The sequence below is a fragment of the Streptomyces tricolor genome (assembly GCF_002155905.1).
Classification (GTDB): domain Bacteria; phylum Actinomycetota; class Actinomycetes; order Streptomycetales; family Streptomycetaceae; genus Streptomyces; species Streptomyces tricolor.
In genome coordinates this window covers 1-19,010 of sequence record NZ_MUMF01000298.1, presented here as the reverse complement: position 1 = coordinate 19,010, position 19,010 = coordinate 1, and the positions used below count along the sequence as shown (strand labels likewise).

General features: G+C 73.3%; 16 protein-coding genes. 12 read left to right on the top strand and 4 right to left on the bottom strand.

Going from position 1 to position 19,010, the window contains the following annotated elements:
* On the top strand, positions 1 to 333 hold a 333-nt coding region (locus CCN44_RS21785; RefSeq protein ID WP_143649900.1), incomplete at its 5' end, for a M23 family metallopeptidase.
* Here the strand turns inward: CCN44_RS21785 and CCN44_RS21780 are convergent.
* Positions 323 to 1,657, bottom strand: a complete 1,335-nt coding sequence (locus CCN44_RS21780) for a DMT family transporter (protein WP_086698812.1) — start codon at positions 1,655 to 1,657, stop codon at positions 323 to 325. The genes CCN44_RS21785 and CCN44_RS21780 overlap by 11 nt on opposite strands.
* Positions 1,658 to 1,885: 228 nt before the next feature.
* On the opposite strand from CCN44_RS21780, the gene CCN44_RS21775 reads away from it, so the two are divergent.
* The 6 genes from CCN44_RS21775 (at position 1,886) to CCN44_RS21745 (ending at position 10,770) form a co-directional block, all read left to right on the top strand.
* Positions 1,886 to 2,674: a (2Fe-2S)-binding protein gene (locus CCN44_RS21775; RefSeq protein ID WP_086698807.1), complete on the top strand. Its 789-nt coding sequence runs from the start codon at positions 1,886 to 1,888 to the stop codon at positions 2,672 to 2,674.
* A 40-nt stretch (positions 2,675 to 2,714) separates the two neighbouring features.
* Entirely contained in the window at positions 2,715 to 3,866 is a 1,152-nt protein-coding gene (glgA, locus tag CCN44_RS21770; RefSeq protein ID WP_063808483.1) for a glycogen synthase, read from the top strand.
* Between the two features lie 50 nt (positions 3,867 to 3,916).
* On the top strand, positions 3,917 to 5,137 hold the full coding sequence (gene glgC, locus CCN44_RS21765; RefSeq protein WP_086698803.1) for a glucose-1-phosphate adenylyltransferase: 1,221 nt from the start codon (positions 3,917 to 3,919) through the stop codon (positions 5,135 to 5,137).
* 126 nt (positions 5,138 to 5,263) lie between these two features.
* Entirely contained in the window at positions 5,264 to 7,585 is a 2,322-nt protein-coding gene (locus CCN44_RS21760; protein WP_086698800.1) for a GH92 family glycosyl hydrolase, read from the top strand.
* A gap of 148 nt (positions 7,586 to 7,733) precedes the next feature.
* Positions 7,734 to 9,065, top strand: a complete 1,332-nt coding sequence (locus tag CCN44_RS21750) for a wax ester/triacylglycerol synthase family O-acyltransferase (protein ID WP_059246630.1) — start codon at positions 7,734 to 7,736, stop codon at positions 9,063 to 9,065.
* Between the two features lie 187 nt (positions 9,066 to 9,252).
* Positions 9,253 to 10,770, top strand: a complete 1,518-nt coding sequence (locus CCN44_RS21745) for an SDR family NAD(P)-dependent oxidoreductase (protein ID WP_059246631.1) — start codon at positions 9,253 to 9,255, stop codon at positions 10,768 to 10,770.
* Between the two features lie 50 nt (positions 10,771 to 10,820).
* Here CCN44_RS21745 and CCN44_RS21740 read toward each other — a convergent pair whose 3' ends face one another.
* Positions 10,821 to 11,213, bottom strand: coding sequence for a hypothetical protein (locus tag CCN44_RS21740; RefSeq protein WP_086698797.1), 393 nt, complete (start codon positions 11,211 to 11,213; stop codon positions 10,821 to 10,823).
* 451 nt (positions 11,214 to 11,664) lie between these two features.
* Between CCN44_RS21740 and CCN44_RS43355 the strand changes: the two genes are divergently transcribed.
* Positions 11,665 to 11,838 carry a hypothetical protein gene (locus CCN44_RS43355; protein ID WP_107117948.1) on the top strand — a complete coding sequence of 58 codons (174 nt, stop codon included), beginning with the start codon at positions 11,665 to 11,667 and terminating at the stop codon, positions 11,836 to 11,838.
* A 99-nt stretch (positions 11,839 to 11,937) separates the two neighbouring features.
* Here the strand turns inward: CCN44_RS43355 and CCN44_RS21735 are convergent, their stop codons facing one another.
* On the bottom strand, positions 11,938 to 13,290 hold the full coding sequence (locus CCN44_RS21735) for an amidase (RefSeq protein WP_086698794.1): 1,353 nt from the start codon (positions 13,288 to 13,290) through the stop codon (positions 11,938 to 11,940).
* A gap of 85 nt (positions 13,291 to 13,375) precedes the next feature.
* Complete coding sequence (locus tag CCN44_RS21730; protein WP_272935486.1) at positions 13,376 to 14,407, bottom strand: LacI family DNA-binding transcriptional regulator; 1,032 nt, start codon at positions 14,405 to 14,407, stop codon at positions 13,376 to 13,378.
* 257 nt (positions 14,408 to 14,664) lie between these two features.
* Here CCN44_RS21730 and CCN44_RS21725 point away from each other — a divergent pair, with 257 nt between their 5' ends.
* The 4 genes from CCN44_RS21725 to CCN44_RS21710 all read left to right on the top strand — a co-directional run.
* On the top strand, positions 14,665 to 15,951 hold the full coding sequence (locus CCN44_RS21725) for an ABC transporter substrate-binding protein (protein WP_086698790.1): 1,287 nt from the start codon (positions 14,665 to 14,667) through the stop codon (positions 15,949 to 15,951).
* Between the two features lie 5 nt (positions 15,952 to 15,956).
* The gene (locus tag CCN44_RS21720) at positions 15,957 to 16,844 is read left to right on the top strand and encodes a carbohydrate ABC transporter permease (protein WP_059246636.1); all 888 of its coding nucleotides are present in this window, start codon (positions 15,957 to 15,959) and stop codon (positions 16,842 to 16,844) included.
* The gene (locus CCN44_RS21715; RefSeq protein ID WP_059246637.1) at positions 16,841 to 17,746 is read left to right on the top strand and encodes a carbohydrate ABC transporter permease; all 906 of its coding nucleotides are present in this window, start codon (positions 16,841 to 16,843) and stop codon (positions 17,744 to 17,746) included. Before CCN44_RS21720 ends, CCN44_RS21715 begins: the two co-directional genes overlap by 4 nt.
* Positions 17,747 to 17,834: 88 nt before the next feature.
* Positions 17,835 to 19,010 (top strand): glycoside hydrolase 5 family protein (locus CCN44_RS21710; RefSeq protein WP_107502099.1); only part of this gene is annotated, 1,176 nt, incomplete at its 3' end.

The following is a 19,010-nucleotide window of genomic DNA, read 5'->3' as shown; positions in this document are numbered from 1 at the left end:
GGCTACCACACCGGCGTCGACTTCGCCGTGCCGACCGGCACCTCCGTGAAGGCGGCGGCGGCCGGGCGGGTGGTGACCGCGGGCTGGGGCGGCTCGTACGGCTACCAGGTGGTGCTCCGGCACGCCGACGGCCGCTACACCCAGTACGCCCACCTGTCGGCCATCTCCGTGCGGGTCGGCCAGAGCGTCACCGCGGGCCAGCGCATCGGCCGCTCCGGCGCCACCGGGAACGTCACGGGCCCGCACCTGCACTTCGAGGTGCGGACCGGGCCCGGATTCGGCTCGGACATCGACCCGCTCGCCTACCTCCGGGCCGGCGGCGTCAGGATCTGACACGGCTGCCGCGCCGGTCCAGCACCGGCAGCAGCACCGGCACGCCCGCGGGCAGCGGGGTGTACGACGTGGGGAGCACGGCGCCGGCCGGTGCGCCGGCACCCCCGGCGTTCGCCCCGCGCCGGGGCAGGCCCGGCACGAGCAGCGCGCGCGGCACCGGGCGGTCCGGCCCGACGCCGCCGGCCCCCTCCGTGCCGGTACCCGAGGCACCGCGCTGCCGCGGCACGCCGAAGCGCGCCGGCACAGCGGCGCGCGGGGCCTGCTCGGCGGCAGTCGGCCCACCGGGCGCGGCGGCCGGCCCACCGGAAGGGGAGGACGCCTCCGCCACCGGGAGGACAGCCGGTGACGGCCCAACCGGTGAAGCGTCAGGGGCTGTTGGGGCAGCCGGTGAGGGGACAGCCGGTGTCGGGGCAGTCAGTGACGCAGCCGAGGGGGCGGCACCCGGCGCGTCCCCGCCCGCCGATCCGGCCGGTGCGGCGGTGGCCGGCTCCGCCGTGCGCTCCAGCCGCTCCGTCGTCAGCATGATCAGACCGCCCGCCGCCACCACCCCGCAGGCAAGGGCGAGCAGGGTGCCCGTGGTGCCGTGGCGGAACGTCTCGCCGAACATCAGGATGCCGACGGCGGCGGCCAGCACCGGATTGACCACCGTCAGCGTGGCCAGCGGGGCGGCGAGCCCGCCGCCCCGGTACGCGGCCTGGGACAGCAGGACGCCGGCCGCCGCGAACACGCCGATCACCGCGAGCGAGACCAGTCCGCCCAGGCCGATGCCGTGGGCCCAGTCGACGGCCACGGTCTTGGTGAACACCGACGACATGCCGAAGGCGATACCGGAGGCGGTGGCGAGCAGCACGCTGCGCACCGCGGGATGCCGGTGCGCGGCCCGGCCCGCGCACATCAGCGCCGTCACCGCCCCGCCGGTGACCAGCGCGACCGCCAGCCGCTGCGCCGGGTCGAGCGAGTGCGCGGACGAGGAGCCGACCAGGGCCAGCAGGACGGCCAGGCCCACCGTGGCCATGAGGGCGCCGCGCCAGGCGGCCGCACCGGCCCGGCGGCCGACGCACAGCGCCGCCATGGGCAGCGCGAAGACGATGGTCAGCGCGCCGAGCGGCTGGACCAGGCTGAGCGGCCCGAAGGCCAGCGCCACGACGTGCAGCACGCCGCCGAGACCGTTGAGCGCCAGCGCACCCCACCAGCCCGGCCGGCGCAGCGGGAGATACCCGCTGTCCGGGGAGGACACCGCCACCTGCTCCTGCACGATCGCTCCGCCCGCGTAGGCGAGGGCGGAGACGACCGACAGCAGCACGGACAACGCCAGGGCGCTCATCGCTGTCTCCTCTGCGTGCAGCGGGCGTCCTGGGCCCGGCGGGGCGTACGGTCGGCATCCATGGCCAACACTCTGCCCGCCCGCGCACGTCCCGTCGTCGTACCTGAGCACGCAATGCGCCCTACTCCCGATGGAGTACGCCAGCCGGTCGATCATCCCCTGGTCGGGTGACGCGGGGGGAAACCCCGCCTCCTCGCCCTCGCGGCGCGCCTGGTACCAGTAGCTGTCGTGGACCTCGACCCCGATCTCGCCGCGCTGCGCCCGCTCGGCGGATTCTTCCCCCTGCGCACGCTCCGGCACACGGCCGGCGGTGCCGGGCCGCGGCGGCTGCCGACCCTGGCGGACGGCTGTGCGGAAGGCACCTCGGACACCCCCGGCGATCCGGTGACCGCGCGAGTCGCCACCGTCGCGGACCGGTTGCGGATTGCCGAGCCGCGGGTCGCCGCCTCCCTGGCCCAGCAGGGGCTGGCCGCCCGGCTGTGGTCGGTGGCCCTCGGCTGCGCCGTCCTGTACGGCCGGGTGCCCGACCTGGACCCGCGGCTGCTGCGCTGGGACGTCCGCGCCCCCGTCCCCGACGAGTTGTGGCTCACCGAGGTGCGCCCGCTGCCCGGCGACGCGGCCACGCTCACCGCCACCGTGCTGCACGGGCATCTGGAGCCGCTGACCGCGGCCCTGCGCGCCCGCTACGGCGTCGCGCCCGGCCTGCTGTGGGGCAACGCGGGCTCCGCGCTCGCCGCGACCGCCCGGGAGCTGAGCCGCTGGGCCCGCGCCCGCGGCCGTACCGACGTCGCGGCCCGCACCCGCGGACTCACCGGCGAACTCTTCGCCCACCCCCTGCTGAGCGCCACCGGCACCCGCACCGGCACGGCCTTCCGGCGCCGCAGCTGCTGCCTGTACTACCGCGTCCCCGGCGGCGGACTGTGCGGCGACTGCTGCTTCACCCGTCCGCCGCGCTCGACCCCGGCTTCCTCCCCGGCTTCCTCCCCGCGCTCTTCCCCGGGCGCCGCATCTGGGTGACCATGAAGGGGACCTGCCGACGAGACCAGGGGGTTGTCGGGTGCGAGTGGGACTGCTGACCCGGGAGTACCCCCCGGACGTGTACGGCGGCGCCGGCGTCCATGTGGAGTTCCTCGCCCGCGAGTTGGCCGCCCTGGTGGACCTGGAGGTGCACTGCTGGGGCGAGGGGCGCGGGGACGGCGTCGTACGGCACCGCCCCTGGTCCGCCCTCGACGGCTCCAACGACGCGTTGCGCACCTTCTCCGTGGACCTCGCCATGGCCGCCGCCCTCGAAGGCCGCGAACTCGTCCACTCCCACACCTGGTACGCCAACCTCGCCGGCCACCTCGCCAAGCTCCAGTACGGCGTCCCGCACGTGATCACCGCGCACTCGCTGGAACCGCTGCGCCCCTGGAAGGCCGAGCAGCTCGGCGGCGGATACGCCCTGTCGGGCTGGGCCGAACGCACCGCGGTGGAGGCGGCCGACGCGGTGATCGCCGTCTCGGGCGCCATGCGGGACGACGTCCTCGCCTGCTACCCGGCGCTCGACCCGGCCCGCGTGCACGTCGTGCACAACGGCATCGACACCGGGCTGTACCGGCCCGACCACGGCACCGACGCGCTCCTCCGGCACGGCATCGACCCGGCCCGTCCCTACGTGCTGTTCGTCGGCCGGATCACCCGGCAGAAGGGCGTGCCCCATCTGCTGCGCGCGGTACGGGACATCGACCCCGGCGCCCAGGTCGTGCTGTGCGCGGGCGCGGCCGACACCCCGGAGATCGACCGGGAGTTCCAGGAGCTGTTCGAGGAGCTGCGCCGGGTGCGGGCGGGCGTCTTCTGGATCCCGCAGATGCTGCCGCGCACGGAGGTCATCCAACTCCTCACGCGTGCGGCTGTGTTCGTCTGCCCCTCGGTGTACGAGCCGCTGGGCATCGTCAACCTGGAGGCGATGGCCTGCGGCACGCCCGTGGTCGCGTCCCGGGTGGGCGGCATCCCCGAGGTCGTGGCGGACGGCCGTACCGGTCTCCTGGTCGACGCGGACGGCGACTTCGCGTCCGGGCTGGCCCGGGCGCTGGACACCGTCCTCGGTGATCCGGCCGCGGCGCGGCGGATGGGGGAGGCCGGACGGGCGCGGGCGGTGGGGGAGTTCGGCTGGGACGCGGTGGCCCGCCGCACGGCGGGGCTGTACGAGGAGATCCTCAAGCAGGCTTAGTCCGGTCTGCTCGGGGCAGCCATGGTTCAACCACGGTGAGGGGAGCGGCCATGCGTCGTGGAGGGCCTTCCGTACTCGGGATCGTGCTGGCGGGCGGCGAGGGCAAGCGCCTGATGCCGCTGACCGCGGACCGTGCCAAACCGGCCGTCGTCTTCGGCGGCACCTACCGGCTCGTCGACTTCGTCCTGTCCAACCTCGTCAACGCCGACGTGCTGCGCATCTGCGTGCTGACCCAGTACAAGTCGCACTCGCTGGACCGGCACATCACCACCACCTGGCGGATGTCCAGCCTGCTCGGCAACTACGTCACCCCGGTCCCGGCCCAGCAGCGCCTCGGCCCGCGCTGGTACCTGGGCAGCGCCGACGCGATCCTGCAGTCGCTGAACCTGGTCCACGACGAACAGCCCGAGTACGTCGCCGTGTTCGGCGCCGACCACGTGTACCGCATGGACCCGCGGCAGATGCTCGCGCAGCACATCGAGGGCGGCGCGGGGGTGACGGTGGCCGGCATCCGGGTGCCGCGTACGGAGTCCTCCTCCTTCGGGGTGATCACCCCGGGCGCGGACGGCCGCAGCGTGGAGCGCTTCCTGGAGAAGCCCGCCGACCCCCCGGGACTCCCGGACGACCCGGAGACGGTCTTCGCCTCGATGGGCAACTACGTCTTCACCACCAAGGCCCTGATCGAGGCGCTGCACCGGGACGCCGAGGACGGCCAGTCGGTGCACGACATGGGCGGCTCGATCCTGCCCCAGCTGACCGCGCGCGGCGAGGCGCAGCTGTACGACTTCAGCGACAACCACGTGCCCGGCGAGACCAGCCGCGACCAGGGCTACTGGCGGGACGTGGGCACCCTGGACGCCTACTACGAGGCGCACATGGACCTGATCGCCGAGCGTCCCGCGTTCAACCTCTACAACCGCCAGTGGCCCATCTACACCCATTCCAACCAGCTCTCCCCGGCCCGCTTCAACGCGGGGGGCATCGCGAGCGAGTCCATCATCAGCGCGGGCTGCCTGATCCGCGGCCAGGTCACCCGGTCGGTGCTCTCCCCGGGCGTCCGCGTCGACCCGGGCGCGGTCGTCCAGGGCTCGGTGCTGCACGACAACGTGCACATCGGCCGGGGCGCGGTGGTCCGCGGCGCCGTCCTGGACAAGAACGTCGAGGTACCGCCGGGCGCGACGATCGGCGTCAACCCGGAGCGCGACGCCGAGCTGTACACCGTCTCCGAGGGCGGCGTCATCGCGCTGGGCAAGGGCCAGCGGGTGCCCTGACGGACGGGGCGTCAGGGGCCTTCGCCGCGCGACGCGTTATGCATATATCTTCCCGAATGCCCGGGTTTGCATCGTCTGCCGTTCAGGATGCAGGCAACGATGTCCAACCTGCGGAGGTCATCCGACATGAGAGGGACCCGGCGCACGCGGCTGTGCCTGGCCGGGGTGATGGCAGCGTCCGCGTTGATCGCCACCCCCGCCGCACGCGCCGCCGAGCGGACCGACGGCCGCCTCACCGATCTGGTCAACCCGTTCATCGGGAGCCAGAACGAGGGCAACACCTTCCCCGGCGCGACCGTGCCCTTCGGCATGGTGCAGCTCTCGCCCGACACCGGGCACAGCACCGGCTACGACTACACCCACCACCGCATTCGCGGCTTCTCCCTGGTCCACCTCTCGGGCGTGGGCTGCCGCATCGGCGGGGACCTGCCCGTGCTGCCCACCACCGGCGACGTCACCCAGACGGACTACGCCCGGTACGCGGCGGCCTTCTCGCACGACGACGAGGAGGCGAGCCCCGGCTACTACCGGGTGGGCCTGGCCTCCGGCATCCGCGCCGAACTGACCGCCACCGCCCGCACCGGCGTGCAGCGCTACACCTTCCCGGCCACCGGCAAGGCCAACGTCCTGCTCAACGCCGCCCAGTCGCTGCACAAGCCGGTGCGCAGCGCGGTGCGGATCCTGGACGACCGCACGGTGCGCACCGAGATCACCGGCCGCGGCTTCTGCCGGGACACCGGCCCCTACACCGTCTACACGATCACCCGCTTCAGCCGGCCCTTCACCGCCTACGGCACCTGGGACGGCGGGACCGTCACCCCGGGCGCCCGCACCGGATCCGGCGGCGCCTACGTCCGCTTCGACACCACCCGGGACCGCACGGTCGAGGCGACCACCGCCCTGTCGTACGTGGACGCGCGCGGCGCGGCCGGCAACCTGCGCGCCGAGGGCGGACGGTCCTTCGACGCCGTACGCCACCGTGCCCGCGACGAGTGGGAGCGCCGGCTCGCCGCCGTCCGGGTGCGGGGCGGCACCCCCGCGCTCCGCCGCACCTTCTACTCCTCGCTGTACCGGTCGTACCTCGCACCCAACATCGGCGGCGACGCCGACGGCCGCTACTTCGGCTGGGACCGCCGTACCCACCGCGCCCGGGGCTTCACGTACTACCAGAACTGGTCGCTGTGGGACACCTACCGCACCCAGGCCCAGCTGCTCGCCCTGCTCGCCCCGCGCGAGGCACGGGACATGGCCCGGTCGGTCGTCGCGGTCGACGAGGACGGCGGGTGGCTGCCCAAGTGGGGCTACGGCCCGGTCGAGACGAACGTCATGAGCGGCGACCCCGTCACCCCGTTCCTGACCACCGCCTACCAGATGGGGCTGCTGAAGGGCTTCGAGGAGCGGGCCTACCGGGCGCTGCGGAAGAACGCCGACGGCGTGCCGCCCGCCGCGTACCCGGGCATCGGGCGGGAGGCCAACGCCGAGTACATCGCGAACGGTTTCGCGCCCTACATCAAGGGACGGCCGCACGCCAAGATGGGCGACTCCGACTACCACCACGGCGCCTCCGTCACCCTGGAGTACGCGCTCGCCGACGCGATGCTCGCCCAGATGGCCCGCGGCCTCGGACACCATGAGGACGCGGCCCGCTATGCCGCCCGCTCCCGGAACTACCGGAACATCTTCGACCCCGCCACCGGCTTCTTCCGCGCCCGTGACGACTCCGGCGCCTTCACCGGCTCGCCCGACCCCGCCCGCGGCACCGGCTTCCACGAGGGCACGGCCTGGCAGTACCAGTGGCTCGTCCCGCAGGACGTCCCGGGCATGGTCGACCTGATCGGCGGCACCCGCGCGGCCAACGCCCGCCTGGACGCCTTCTTCGCCTACGACCGGCTGCTCGCCGACCCGGAGCGGACCGCCCGCGAGGTGTGGGTGCACGGCGACCCGTACGCGTACTACAACGCCGCCGTGTACAACCCGATGAACGAGCCCGACCTCATCGCCCCCTACACCTACCTGTTCACCGGCCAGCCCTGGAAGACCACGGACGTGGTGCGCGCCGCGCTGACCCTGTTCACCGACAGTCCGACCGGCATGACCGGCAACGACGACCTCGGCACCATGTCCGCCTGGCACGTCCTGTCGTCCATCGGCCTCTTCCCGGTCCAGCCCGGCTACGACACCTGGGGCCTGACCGCCCCGGTCTTCGAACGCGTCGACCTGCACCTGGACCACCGCTACTGGCCCGGCGGCCGGCTGACGGTGACCGCGCCCGGCACCTCCTCCGATGACCGCTACGTCCAGGCCGTGCACACGGACGGGACGGCGCAGGGCCGGACGTATCTGACCACCGGCGCGCTGCGCTCCCTGCGCTCGCTGGCGTTCACGGTCGGCCCGCGCCCGTCGGAGTGGGGTACGTCACCCGAAGCGGCGCCGCCCGTCCTGAGGTGACCTCAGGCGTCGCCCCTGTCCCGCCTCCCCCACCCGGAGGCGGGACTTAACCGGGCTTTAACTGAGCGTAGCCTCCCCGTACTTGACCGTAATCGCCCGCCGGGGATTGACTGCTGATCCACCCGTCGCCGACGCGTGAGGCAAGCCCTTGACTTCCGATCTGCTCGCTCCGCTCGACCTGGCTTTCTGGAACATGGAGTCCGACCGGCACCCGATGCACCTCGGGGCGCTCGGCGTCTTCGCCGCGCACTCGCCCACCGCCGGGGCCCACGCCGCCGACCTGCTCGCCGCCCGCGCCGCCGCCGTACCCGGCCTGCGCATGCGCATCCGCGACATCTGGCAGCCGTTCGCCTTCGGTGGCGCCACCCGCGAGGCCGACCCGGACTTCGACCCGCTCGACCACGTACGGCTGCACGCTCCGACCGACGACTTCCAGGCGGTCGCCGGCCGGCTGATGGAGCGCCCCCTGGAACGCGGCCGGCCGCCGTGGGAGGCGCATGTGCTGCCCGGCGCGGACGGGATGTCCTTCGCCGTGCTCTTCAAGTTCCACCACGCCCTCGCCGACGGGCTGCGCGCGCTGAAACTCGCCGCCGGCGTCCTGGACCCCGTCGACGTGCCCGAGCGCGCCCCCCGCGCCGTCGAGCCGCCGCAGGGACTGCTGTCCGACGTGCGCCGGCTGCCCGAGCGCCTCCCCGGGCTGGTCAGGGGGGCGCTGTCCGACGTGGGCCGGGCCCTGGACATCGGCGCCTCGCTCGCCCTGTCCACCCTCGGGATGCGCCCCGCCGCCGCGCTGACCTGCGCGCCCAGCGGCACCCGCCGCACCGCCGGGGTGGTGATCGACATCGACGACGTGCACCGGGTGCGCAAGAGCGCCGGCGGCACCGTGAACGACGTCCTGATCGCCGTCGTCGCCGGCGCCCTGCGCCGCTGGCTGGACGAGCGCGGCGACGGCAGCAAGGACGTGGCGCCCCGCGCCCTGATCCCCGTCTCCCGGCGGCGTCCGCGCACCGCCCAGCCCCAGGGCAACCGGCTCTCCGGGTATCTGATACGGCTCCCGGTGCACGATGCCGACCCGCTCCGCCGCCTGGAGACCGTGCGGACCGCAATGCTGCGGAACAAGGACGCGGGCCCCAACCGGGGGGCCGGCGCGGTCGCGCTGCTCGCCGATCACGTGCCGGCGCTCGGACACCGGCTCGGCGGGCCGCTGGTCGGCCAGGCGGCCCGGCTGTGGTTCGACATCCTGGTCACCAGCGTGCCGCTGCCCGGCTTCGGGCTGCGGCTCGGCGGGCACGAGCTGGCCGAGGTGTATCCGCTGGCCCCGCTCGCGCCCGGCCAGGCGCTGGCGGTCGCGATCTCCACGTACCGGGGGCGCGTGCACTACGGGCTGGTCGCCGACGCGCGGGCCGTGCCGGACCTCGACCGGTTCGCGTACGCGGTGTCGGCCGAGGTCGAGACCCTGTTGACGGTCTGCGACCACTGAGGACCGGCCCCGGCCGGACCGGGGTCCTCACCCGCGCCGTCCGGGCGGCTCGCGCCGCCCGGTGCGGGTGGGCCCCCGGGGCGCGGGGGAGCGGTTTGGTGCCCGGCCCGGCGCTCCGTAAAATGCCCTGTTCGAAAGCGGGCGCGAGTCGGAGCGCTGCGCGGGTGATCAGGGAAGCGGCAGCGCGATGACGGTGACACAGGACGGCTCGGCGTCCATGGACATGCCCACGGAGGCCTCCGTGGACGAGGCGGTCCACGGACCCGGTATCGACCCCGAGCGGCTCGCCGTCTGCCTCAGCGTGCTGGAGGAGCTGGACCGGCTCGACGTCGACCACCCCGACGCGATCAAGGTGCGCCGGGCGACCTCGCACATCTACCGCGTGGTCAAGCAGCGCCGCCGCCAGGAGCGCCGGGCCGCCAAGACCGCCCACGACCGCGCCGTCACCGAGGCCACCGCGACCGGCTCCGCCGAGCGCATCGACGACGAGACCGAGGGCATCCTGCCCTCCTCCAAGGTCGAGGCCGGCAAGATCGCGGGCATACTCCAGCGCCCCCGGTCCTGCTACACCTGCAAGACCCGGTACGTGGAAGTCGACTACTTCTACCACCAGCTCTGTCCCGACTGCGCGCGCCTCAACCGCGCCAAGCGGGACGCCCGCGCCGACCTCACCGGCAAGCGCGCCCTGCTCACCGGCGGCCGGGCCAAGATCGGCATGTACATCGCGCTGCGCCTGCTGCGCGACGGCGCGCACACGACGATCACGACGCGGTTCCCCAAGGACGCCATCCGCCGCTTCAAGGCGATGGAGGACTCGGCGGACTGGCTGCACCGCCTGGAGATCGTCGGCATCGACCTGCGCGACCCGGCCCAGGCCGTCGCGCTGGCCGACCAGGTCGCCGCGGCCGGCCCGCTGGACATCCTGATCAACAACGCCACGCAGACCGTGCGCCGGCTGCCCTCCGCCTACGCCGCCCTCGTCGAGGGCGAGAGCGCCCCGCTGCCCGCCGGGGAACTGCCCGCCCACCATGTGATCGGCGCCTTCAACTCCGGCGCCGTCGACGGTCTGGCCGCGCTGCCCGTCGGCACCAGCGGCCTGGACGCGCAGAAGGTCGCCGACCTCGCCCTGGTCGCCGGCAACGCCAGCGTCGCCCGGCACCTCGACGGCACCGCCATCGACGCCGGGGGCCTGCTCCCCGACGTGGTCGACACCAACACCTGGGTGCAGACGATCGACCAGATCTCCCCGGTGGAGCTGCTCGAGACCCAGCTGTGCAACTACACCTCGCCGTTCATCCTGATCAGCAAGCTCCGCCCGGCCATGGCCGACGCGGCGCGGAAGGCGGCGAGCGGACGGGCGTACGTCGTGAACGTCTCGGCCATGGAAGGCGTCTTCGGGCGCGGCTACAAGGGCGCGGGCCACCCCAACACCAATGCCGCCAAGGCCGCGATGAACATGGTGACGCGGACCAGCGCCCAGGAGATGTTCGAGACCGACGGCATCCTCATGACGTCGGTCGACACCGGGTGGATCACCGACGAGCGCCCCCACTACGACAAGCTGCGCCTCGCCGAGGCCGGCTTCCACGCCCCGCTCGACCTGGTCGACGGCGCCGCCCGCGTCTACGACCCGGTCGTGCGCGGCGAGGCGGGCGAGGACCTGTACGGCGTCTTCCTGAAGGACTACGCGCCCGGCAAGTGGTGAGCCGCCGCGCGGGTGACGCGCGGCGCAGGGGGCAGGGCGGCGGCCGGCCGTCAGTCGACCGCGCCGAGCCGCGCGTGCCGGGCCGCCACCAGCTCCAGCACCGTACGCCAGTCCTCCAGCACGCCCGCGTCGAAGCCGGCCGTGCGGCCTTCCTCGGCGGCCTGGCGCAGCCGCTGCGCGTCGTCGCCGGGCTCCGCGTCCCCGCGGACCAGCCGGAACACCCGTTCTCCGAGCAGGGCGCGCACCGCCTCCGCCGCGGTCCGCGCCCGGGCCGCCGCGTCGCCCGGGCAGAGCACCGGCCCGATGCCCTGCACCAGCCCGGCCACCTGGAGTTCCTTGTCGGCGGGACGGCCGCGGCGCAGCAGCGCGGCGGTCCGCAGCGCGTGCTGGTGCCGGCCGGCGCACAGCAGATCCATCAGCTCCTCGACGCTGCGCAGCTCCATGCGTCAGTCCTTCCGCGAGACAGCCGTTGCCGCGTCAGCAGACCATGGCCGGCTTGCCGGTCGGCCAACAGCACTTGAAGAGGTGTTCGCCGGTGTAGGCCACCTGGGTGATTCGCGGAGTCGTCCGAGTGAGCATCTTGTTTCAAAAGGCCCCATATTAGGGGGTATTGAGGGGCCGGACGCGGCACATCGCTTACCGCTTGTTTGCATTCCCTATCGAGCGGATGCCCGCTCATTTGGTTAACCTGGAGGGGACGGACCAGTAATCAGGGGTTCCACCCACACCCATCGTCCGTCCTGGGGCGAGCCGGTCGACAACGGGCCTGCTCCGGCAGAGGAACCGGCGCCACCGCGTCCGAACTGGCTTCCATCCAGACCTGAGCGGGCGTCCAGCGCCGCAGCGCACACTGTCCGGTATGCCCCGAGGGTCACGACACATAAGGAGTGCGCGGTGACACCGGAGAAGACGAATCGCGAACAGCGCCCCAAGGAACGCACGGAGCGTGTGGGCCGACGGCCCGGAGAACTCGGCAGTCTCGACGTGTGGGCCCGGTCCGCCCCGATCCGCCTCGCCGGGTACGAGGACGATCTCGCCGAGCCCCACATCCTGCCGAGCGTGGACTGACCCACCGGACCGGTCCGTTCGGACCGCCGCCCACATGGGCGTGAGGCACTCACGCCCATGCCGGTCGGAGAGAGCCGCGGCCGGGGACCGGCCGCTTTTTCATGACCGGTCGGCCACGGGCGCCGTCCGCCGCCACGGGCTCAGCTCCTCCAGTTCCTCCGCCAGCTCCAGCAGTACGGCCTCCGTGCCCGGCAGGCCCACGAGTTGTACGGCGCAGGGGGCGCCCGAGGGCAGGGTGCCGGCCGGGACGGACATCGCGGGCCAGCCGGTCAGGTTCCAGGGCGGGGTGAAGGGCGAATACGCGGTGTTGGCCAGCAGGTTGCGCAGCCAGCCGCGTTCGTGCCACGGGCCGGCCTGCGGGGAGCGCCGGGCCAGCGCGGGCGTGAGCAGCACGTCGTACTCGGTGAGGAACGGCGTCAGCCGGGCGCGCAGCCGCTCGCGGGCGTCGCCGGTGCGCACCGGCCGGACGAACCGGCGGCCCACGGCCGCGTGCACCCGGGTCCGGCGGGCCAGCCGCGCCGGGTCCAGGCCCGCGGCGTCCACCGCCGTACCCGCCGTCCAGTGCTGGAGCGCGGTCACACCGAGGGAGAGCGGGTACGGCGGCTCGGCCCGCCGCACCCGGTGCCCGGCCCGGGCCAGCACACCGGCCGCCTGCCGGACCGCGGTCGTGTACGACCGGTGCACGCTCACCCCGGCGAGCGGGCTGCGCACCGCCGCGGCGATCGTCCGGCGGGGCCGCTCGGCCCGGCGCCCGAACTCCGCGTCCGCGAGGACCGCCAGCATCAGCCGCAGATCCCCGACCGTGGTGGCCAGCGGGCCGTTCTCCGACATGCCGAACCAGTCGCCGTTGCCGATCCCCGCCGGCACCACCCCGGTGCCCGGCTTCAGTGTGACCAGCCCGCAGTTCGCGGCCGGGATGCGCAGCGAGCCCATCCCGTCGTTGCCGAGCGCGAGCGGCACCAGACCCGCGGCGACCGCCGCCGCGCTGCCGCCGGAGGAGCCGCCCGCGGTGCGGGAGAGGTCCCACGGATTGCGGGCGGTGCCGTACGGCCCCTCCGTGGTGCCGAAGACGCACAGCTCGGGCACGTTCGTCAGGCCCACGACCACCGCACCGGCCGCCCGCAGCCGGGCCACCGTCACATGGTCCTCGGCGGCCGGGGCGTCCGGGGTGGCGGCGGAGCCGTTGCGGCCCGACTCGCCGCGCACGGCCAGGTTGTCCTTGACCGCCAACGGCACGCCGGCCAGCGGCAGTTCGGTCAGAGCGGTGCGGGAGGCCAGCGCGTCGGCCTCGGCGAGCGCCGCTTGGGCCCGGACCTTCCGGAACGCCCCGATCCGGCCGTCGAGCCGCTCGATCCGCGCGAGGTGCTCGGCCACCACCTCCCGGGGCGTGACCCGCTTCTCACGGACGGCGGCGGCGATCTCGACGGCACTCCGGCCGGCCCAACTGCTCACGGCGCTCCTCGTTACTCATCGGTACGGAAGAGGGGTAGGAGAACTGTGCCCGGTCGGACGCGGCCCGTCGAGAGGCCGTGGCCGGTCATTCACGGACCCGGCGCCCGCCGGCAGGTGCCGCCCTCCCCGTGCTGCCCCGCCCCGTCAGCCGCGGCACCGGCACCCCCACCGACCGCGCCGGGGCGCCGTCCAGCAGGGCCAGCAGCTCCCGGGCCGCCGTGCGGCCGAACGCGGCGCTGTCGCGGGACAGGGCGGACAGCCGGGGGGTGACCATGCGGCACAGCGCCGAGTCCTCCCAGGAGACCACCGACACGTCCTGCGGGACGCAAAAGCCCAGGTCGGCGGCGGCGGCCACGCCGGCCACGGCCATCACGTCGTTGTCGTAGATGAGCGCCGTCGGCGGCGGCGAGCCGCCGAGCACCCGGCGGGTCACCGCGGCGCCCTCCGTGTCGGAGTAGTCCGTGGTCACCGAGCGGACCTCGCCCAGGCCGCGCCGCTCCGCCTCCGCCCGCAGGGTGGCGATGCGGCGTCGGGTGTGGGCCAGGTCGGGCAGGCCGGCGATGTGCACGATCCGCCGGTGGCCGAGGGCGGTCAGCTCGTCCACGACGGAGGCCATCGCGCCGGCGTCGTCCGCCCAGACCGTGGACAGACCGGGATGGCGCACATCGGGCGCGCCGCCGATCACCACGGCGGGCAGCCCCAGTTCGTCCAGCAGCTCGGGGCGCGGATCGGCGGCGCGCGGGTCGGCAACCAGGACGCCGTCCACGCGGTGCTCCGCCCACCAGCGCCGGTACACCGCGCACTCGTCGGCCACGTCCTCGGCCACCTGGAAGAGCAGGCCCAGGTGCCGCTCGGCCAGGACCTCCTGGATGCCGGAGACGAGCTGGAGGAAGAACGAGTCCACGCCGAGCGTGTGGGCGGGGCGGGCCAGGACGAAGCCGACGGTCGCCGCGCCTTCCCCGGACAGCGCGCGGGCCGCCGTGCTGGGGCGCCAGCCGAGCTGCTCGGCGACCCGGCGGACCCGGGCGCGGGTCGCCTCGGAGACGCCGGGGCGGCCGTTGAGCGCGAACGACACGGCGCTCTCGGAGACTCCGGCGCGCCGGGCGATGTCCTTCATCGTGGGCCGGCGGGCGGGGGACCGTCTGGTCGGCACGTTTCTCCCCTTCGGCAGGGTGCTCGCTAAAGCGCTTGAGTGTCAAGACTATAAAGCGCATTAGTGAAGTGGTGGGGGATTCCGTCAAAACGGCTCTGACCTGCACTAATGAAGAGCGTATTTCTTTAGCTCGACACATCCATTGACTTTCTCGGAAGGCCCCGGGCAAGGTCTCTTCCGCCCCCCCCGCAGCCCCGACACCGCAAGGGAGCCGTGTCACCGTGCCCATCTCCCGCAGATCCCTCGCCGCCGCCGCCCTCGCCCTCGTCCTGCCGCTGAGCGCCTGCGGCTCGGGCGGGGACGACGGCGGCCCGACCGACGCCTCCGGCAAGGTGGAGGGCGACATCACCTTCCAGACCTGGAACCTGCGCGCGAACTTCAAGCCCTACTTCGAGGACCTGATCGCCGACTTCGAGCACACGTACCCGGGCACCCACGTGAAGTGGATCGACCAGCCCGCCGAGGGCTATCCGGACAAGCTCAGCGCCGACGCGGCCGGCGGCACCCTGCCCGACGTCGTCAACGTCTCCCCGGACCTGGTCGCCCCGCTCGCCAGGGCCGGGCTCGCCCTCGACCTCGACAAGGCCGCCGGCACCTACCGGTCCGAGTACCTGCCCGGCGCCTGGGCCAGTCACCGGATACCGGGCATGAAGGGCACCTACGCCTTCCCCTGGTACCTCAACACCGGCCCGCTCTTCTACAACAAGGCCCTCTTCGAGAAGGCCGGGCTCGATCCGGAGCAGCCGCCGAAGACGTACGACGACCTCTTCTCAGACGCCCTGCGCATGGCCGAGAAGAGCGACGGCAAGGTCGCCACCCTCGCCAACGTGCCCACCATCGAGGACTTCGGCCGCTACGGCGTCCCGCTGATGAACCGGCAGGGCACCGCCTTCACCTTCAACAGCGCCAAGGGGGTCGAACTCCTCACCCGCTACAAGGAGTTGTACGACGCCAAGGCCCTCGATCCGCAGGCGCTGACCGCCACCCCGGAGTCCGCCGGAAAGAAGTTCCTCACCGGCGCCGTCGCCATGAACCCCGGCAGCGCCCTGGACCTCGGCAACTTCAAGAAGAACGCGCCGAGCCTGTACCGGAACATCGGCATCACCGACCAGATCACCAGCACCGGGCACGTCAACATGTACGTGATGGGCGTGATGGTGAACTCCCGCACCCGGCACACCCCGGCCGCGGTCGCCTTCGCGCACTTCGTCACCGACGCGCGCCACCAGATGTCCTTCGCGAAGAAGGTCGCCATCTTCCCGAGCACCGCAGGCTCCCTGGACGACCCGTACTTCACCAAGGAGGACGGCACCGACGAGACCCGGGTCCGCGTCGCCGCCGCCAAGTCCCTGAAGAACGCCGTCAACTACACGCCCGTGCTGTTCAGCGACCAGATGAAGACCGCGCTGCGCAACGAGGTCGCCAAGGCGCTCCAGGGCAGGCAGAGCCCCGAGGAAGCCCTCGACAACGCTGTCAACGCCGCCGACCGGCTGCTCCGGCAGGGCTGACCGCCATGGCCGCACCCCTCCGCATCAGACGCCAACTGCCGCTCAGCCCCTGGCTGTTCGCCGCCCCCGGCCTGCTGATCACCGGCGCCTTCGTGCTCTACCCGTTCGTCTCCACCCTGGTGAACTCCTTCACCGACCGCCGCACCCTGGTCCCCGGCCGCTTCGTGGGCCTCGCCAACTTCCGCGAGCTGCTCCACGACGACATGTTCTGGACCGGCCTGCGCAACAGCTTCCTGTACGTCCTGGGCGTCGTCCCGGCCCTGGTCGTCCTGCCGCTGCTGCTCGCCCTGCTGGTGCACAAGAACATCCCCGGGATCACCTTCTTCCGCTCCGCCTTCTACACCCCGGTCGTCGCCTCGATCGTCGTGGTGGGGCTGATCTGGGTGTGGCTGCTGGACGAACGCGGGCTGATCAACGCGCTGCTGGAGGCCATCGGGATCGGCCGGATCGGCTTCCTCAGCGACCAGTGGCTGCTCCTGCTCAGCGCCATGGCGGTCACGGTGTGGAAGGGCCTCGGCTACTACATGATCATCTACCTGGCCGCGCTGGCGAACGTGCCGCGCGAACTGCACGAGGCCGCGGCCGTGGACGGCGCCGGACCGGTGCGCCGCTTCCTCTCGGTCACCGTGCCCGCCGTGCGCTCCACCATGGTCCTGGTCGCCGCCCTGTCCTCCGTCGCCGCCTTCAAGGTCTTCTCCGAGGTCTACCTGATGGCCGGCCCGAGCGGCGGCCCGGCCGGCGAGGACACCACCCTCGTCATGCTGGTCCAGCGCACCGGCACCGGCCTCACCGGGCGGGTCGGCTACGCCTCGGCCCTCTCCGTCGTCGTGTTCGTCGTCACCGTCGCCCTGATGCTGCTGGTGCTCCGCGCCGACCGGAAGGAGGAGTCGTGAGCGTCCTGGAGAAGGTACGGCCCGAGCGGCCGGCCACCGAGGCGCGGGAGCGGCGCGTCACCGACGAGCACGGCCGCCGGATCCGGGCCGGCGAGCTGGCCTGGCGCTATCTGCTGCTCCTCGCCGTCCTCGCCCTGACCATCGGCCCCTTCCTCTGGCAGCTGTCCACCTCCCTCAAGGGACCCACCGAGGACATCTACAGCTCCCCGCCCCGCTTCCTGCCCGAGCACCCCACCCTGCACAACTACGCCCGGGTCGCCGACACCATCCCGGTCTGGGACTACGCCCTGAACTCCCTGAAGGTCGCCACCGCCAACGTCGTGACCAACTGCGTCGGTTCGGCACTCGCCGGGTACGCCCTGGCCCGGCTGCGCTACCGCGGCAGGGGCGCGGCAACGCTCGTGTTCGTGCTGGCGATGCTCGTGCCCGTCGAGGGCATCATCATCGCCCAGTTCACCACCATGCGCGAACTCGGCCTGAACAACACGCTGATCGGGGTCGTCCTGCCCGGCGCGGTCGGCGCGCTGAACGTCCTGCTGATGCGCAACGCCTTCCGCAACCTGCCCTACGAGATCGAGGAGGCGGCCTACGTCGACGGCGCCAACGTCTGGCAGCGGTTCTGGCGCATCGGCCTGCCGTCGGTCAAGGGCACCCTCGCCGTCGTCGCGATCTTCGCCTTCATGGGCGCCTGGGACGACTTCCTGTGGCCGTTGATCGTGCTCAGCGACCCGTCCAAGTTCACCTTGACCATCGGCCTCAACTATCTGCACGGCACCTTTGCCAACGACGAGCGCCTCGTCGCGGCCGGCACCGTGATCGCCGTTGCGCCGCTCATCGCCCTCTTCGCCTGCCTCCAGCGGTACTTCTTCCGCGGTGTCGGCGAGGGCGCCGTCAAGGGCTGAGCCTCCGCCGGGCTCCGCCCTCCCGAGCGCCGTCCCGCGGGTGCCGTCACCCGAGTGCCCCGAGTGCCCCCGAGTGCAAGGACACCGCATGCCTCCTGCCGTGCGTTTCGGCGTCAACTACACCCCCAGCGAAGGGTGGTTCCATCACTGGCTCGACTTCGACCTCGACTCCGTGCGCGCCGACCTCGACGCGATCGCCGCGCTCGGCCTCGACCACATCCGGGTCTTCCCGCTGTGGCCGTACTTCCAGCCCAACCGCACCCTGATCCGCCCCCGCGCCGTCGACCAGCTGGTGGCCCTCGCCGACGCCGCCGCCGAACGCGGCCTGGACGTCAACGTCGACGGGCTGCAAGGACACTTGAGCAGTTTCGACTTCCTGCCCGCCTGGACCCGCACCTGGCACCGCCGCAACCTCTTCACCGACCCGGACGTCACCGACGGCCAGGCCGCCTACCTGCGCACCCTCGCCGCCGCCCTCGCCGACCGGCCGAACTTCCTCGGCATGACCGTCGGCAACGAGGTCAACCAGTTCGCCGCCGGCCCTCACCCCGACCCCGACCGTGCCACCCCGGAGGAGATCGACTCCTGGCTGGCACGCATGCTCGCCGCCTGCGAGGAGGGCGCCCCCGGCCGGCTCCACCTGCATGCCGAGTACGACGCCACCTGGTACCAGCACGACCAGCCCTTCACCCCGGCCCAGGCAGCCCGGTACGGAGGCGTCACCGCCGTCCACTCCTGGGTGTTCAACGGCACCGCCCAGCGGCACGGCCGCACCTCCGTGCCCGCCGAGCACCACGCGGCCTACTTGGTCGAGCTGAGCAAGGCGTGGGCGGACGAGCCGCACCGGCCGGTGTGGCTCCAGGAGGTCGGCGCGCCCGCGCCGCTGGTGCCCGCCGAGCACGCCGCCGCCTTCGCCGAGGCGACGATCACGAACGCCCTGGACTGCCCGGACCTGTGGGGGATCACCTGGTGGTGCTCCCACGACGTCCCGCGCGCCCTCGCCGACTTCCCCGAACTGGAGTACTCCCTCGGCCTGTTGACCAACGACCGGCAGCCGAAGGACATCGCCCGCGTGCTCGCCGGCGCGGCCCGCCGGGCCCACCCCGCCCCGGCGGTACGCCGCACGGCCCTCGCCGTACCCGCCGAACCGGCCCACCGGTCCCGCTGCGCGCCCGGCGGCGACGTCTTCGACGCCTTCTTCCGGCTCGTCGCCGACGGGCGCGCAGCGGGACCGGTGGGCCGGTTCGGCGGGTACGGCGAGGGC